The 2,419-nt window shown below is 68.5% G+C and carries 3 protein-coding genes; 2 read left to right on the forward strand and 1 reads right to left on the reverse strand.

The window, feature by feature from the left end; translation table 11 throughout:
• A partial coding sequence (locus tag AC1D15_RS27120) for a DUF6445 family protein (protein WP_477828448.1) occupies nucleotides 1-587 on the forward strand: 587 nt, incomplete at its 5' end.
• Nucleotides 588-609: 22 nt separating this feature from the next.
• Here the strand turns inward: AC1D15_RS27120 and AC1D15_RS27125 are convergent.
• The gene (locus AC1D15_RS27125; RefSeq protein ID WP_477828449.1) at nucleotides 610-1,101 is read right to left on the reverse strand and encodes a heme-degrading domain-containing protein; all 492 of its coding nucleotides are present in this window, start codon (nucleotides 1,099-1,101) and stop codon (nucleotides 610-612) included.
• A gap of 245 nt (nucleotides 1,102-1,346) precedes the next feature.
• Here AC1D15_RS27125 and AC1D15_RS27130 point away from each other — a divergent pair, with 245 nt between their 5' ends.
• Nucleotides 1,347-2,288, forward strand: coding sequence for a hypothetical protein (locus tag AC1D15_RS27130; protein WP_477828450.1), 942 nt, complete (start codon nucleotides 1,347-1,349; stop codon nucleotides 2,286-2,288).
• The last annotated feature ends 131 nt before the right edge of the window (nucleotides 2,289-2,419 follow it).

Consider the following 2,419-nt stretch of genomic DNA (forward strand, 5'->3'; position numbering starts at 1 on the left):
CCGAGGCGCTGCGGCTGTGCGCGACGCAGGCGCAGCGCTCGGCGAACGGCAACTTCCCCGGCGTGCAGACGCCGCCGCAGCCGGTCGGCGCGACGATGCAGCGCATCGCCGACATGCTGGGCCGCGCGGTCAAGTGGGATTCGCCGGACAACGGCGCGCTGCGCGTCAGCCTGGCGAGTGACGACGCGCGTGCCGACGTGCACGTCGACAACCCGACGCTGCCGCACATCTTCGGCGGCGTGCTGTACCTGAGCCGGCCGGAAGACTGCCGCGGCGGCACGCGCTTCTACCGGCACCGCGCGACCGGGCATGACCGCCGGCCCGACGATGCCGCGCTGGCCGGCATGGGCCATGCGTCGTTCCTCGATTTCCAGAAGCGCCACCTGCCGATCAACCGGCGGCTGCCGTTCGCCGAATGGCAGCAGCAGCGCGATGCGACCTGGGAGTTCCTGTTCGAGGTGCCGATGCGTTTCAACCGGCTGATCGTGTTCCGCAGCGACTTCTTCCACGCGATCACCGAGCTGTTCGGCGACCGCGCGGAATCAGGCCGGCTGGTGCAGCTGTTCCACTTCGAAGCGCAGCGCTGAGCGCACGGCGCCCGGGAGGGCGTCAGTCCAGCCGCAGCCCGTCGAGCGAGACCCCGCACAGCTCGGCCAGCGCCTCGACCGCCAGCGCGTGATCCTCGCGCTGCGGCAGGCCCGAGACCGTCACCACACCGATGCAGCCGCTGCCCTCGACCCGGATCGGGAAGCTGCCGCCGTGGTCCGCGTAGTCGCGCAGCGGCAGCCCCATCTTCGACTCGAGCGTGCCGCCGTCCAGCGCGTTGTCCAGCCCCACGCGGTAGGAGCTGCGGTGCAGCAGCTCGACGGTGTTGCGCTTGCGGCGCGCCCAGTCGGCATTCGACGGCGAGGTGCCCGGCATCGCGCAGAAGAACACCGTTTCGCGCGCCAGGCGCACCTCGATCGTGATCGCGACCCCGCGCGCTTCGGCCATGTCCCTCAGCCGCGAGCCCAAGGCCCATGCGRTGGCTTCATTGAAGTGTTTCGTTTGAAAACAATCCTCTTGGCGGGCAATCGTTTTCAGATCTTTTTCGAGGTTCATGGCGGGGTCTGAAGCGGGTTGAAGGGGCGTCGGAGGGGCGTTTGAGCCTCCGACTGTATCGGCAGAGCCCGAAAGTCATGCATCCACCGCATGCGTCACCTTAGGTGAATGCATGGGTTGGAGACACTGTGCGCATTCGACGCGGCCGGCCTTTGACACCCGGGGGCTTTCTGGTCCGACGTCTGCGATCCCGCGGATCGCTTCCACCCCTTCTCCGACCTCCCTCTTTTTTGAAGGATTGGCCCATGCCGTCCCTGACTGAAACCTTGTTCACCTCCCCGGCGCTGCTCGTCTTCGGCGCGATCGCCTTGCTCGTGGCGGCCTCGTTCGCACTCGGCGCGCTCAGCCGCATGCCACCTCGAACACGCGTGCGGCGCATCGGCGTCGTGCTGGCGCTCGTGGCGTTGCTGGCCGCCCATGGGCTGGGCTGGCTCGCGCTGCAGGATTTCCAGCGCCAGATCGCAGACGCCCGGCTGCACGCGGCCGATGACGCGATGGCGCGCGATGCCCTGGCCTACCTGGCGCACCGCTGCGACACCGAACGCCACCTGACGATCTCGAGCGAGGCGAGCCGTGTGCCGGCGAACGAGGGCGTGCTGCTCGACATCGAGCATGTGCGCCGCCCCGCGCTCGACGAGGTGCCGCCCGTCGACTGGTTCGATCCGCTGGATGCGCGGCAGGTGCTTGCCACGTCGGCGTTCGTCTTCGTCGAGCAGGACCGGCGCATGACATCGCGTGGCGCGATCTCGGTGACGGCGCACCGTCTGTGGTGGGAATCCACGGGGCGTGCCTTGCTGCCGCCCGCGAACACCGAGGAGTTCATGGCGCGGCTGGTGCAGGTCGACCTGTCGCAGTCGATCGAAGGGCCGGTGAGTGCGAGCTCGGCGCGCTACCTGCTGTCGGTGCAGGACACGTCGACCCTCGAGGACCGCAGCCATGGGGTCGCGCGAATCGAGTTGCGGCTGTTCGATCGGCGCCAGGGCGCGCCGATGGCGGAGTACGTCGGATTCGTTGCACACCTGCTGCCCGCCTACCGGCTGCGAGATGGCCGTGCATCGCGGGAGATCCGACCCTGCAGCGGGCCGGAGCAGGCGTTCACGACGGCGGAAGCGGGGTTCGATGTGATCGGGTTCTTCCTGGTGCGGGGTGTGCGTGTGGCCAAGGAGCGGCCGAGGTTGATGACTTGACTCGAGGGACGGGGCGTTCCTCCTTCATGTTGATGAGGACGGATGTCCCAGGCCCGTTGACTCGCAACGAGGCGCTGGTTAACGTGCGCCCCCACGGCAACAGCATCGATGGATGCGCGCCAAGCCCGACC

Source organism: Rhizobacter sp. P2_H2, assembly GCF_056403375.1.

Coding starts and splice junctions, on each gene's coding strand:
- AC1D15_RS27130 (WP_477828450.1), top strand. CDS start 1,347: ATGCCGTCCCTGACTGAAACCTTGTTCACCTCCCCGGCGCTGCTCGTC.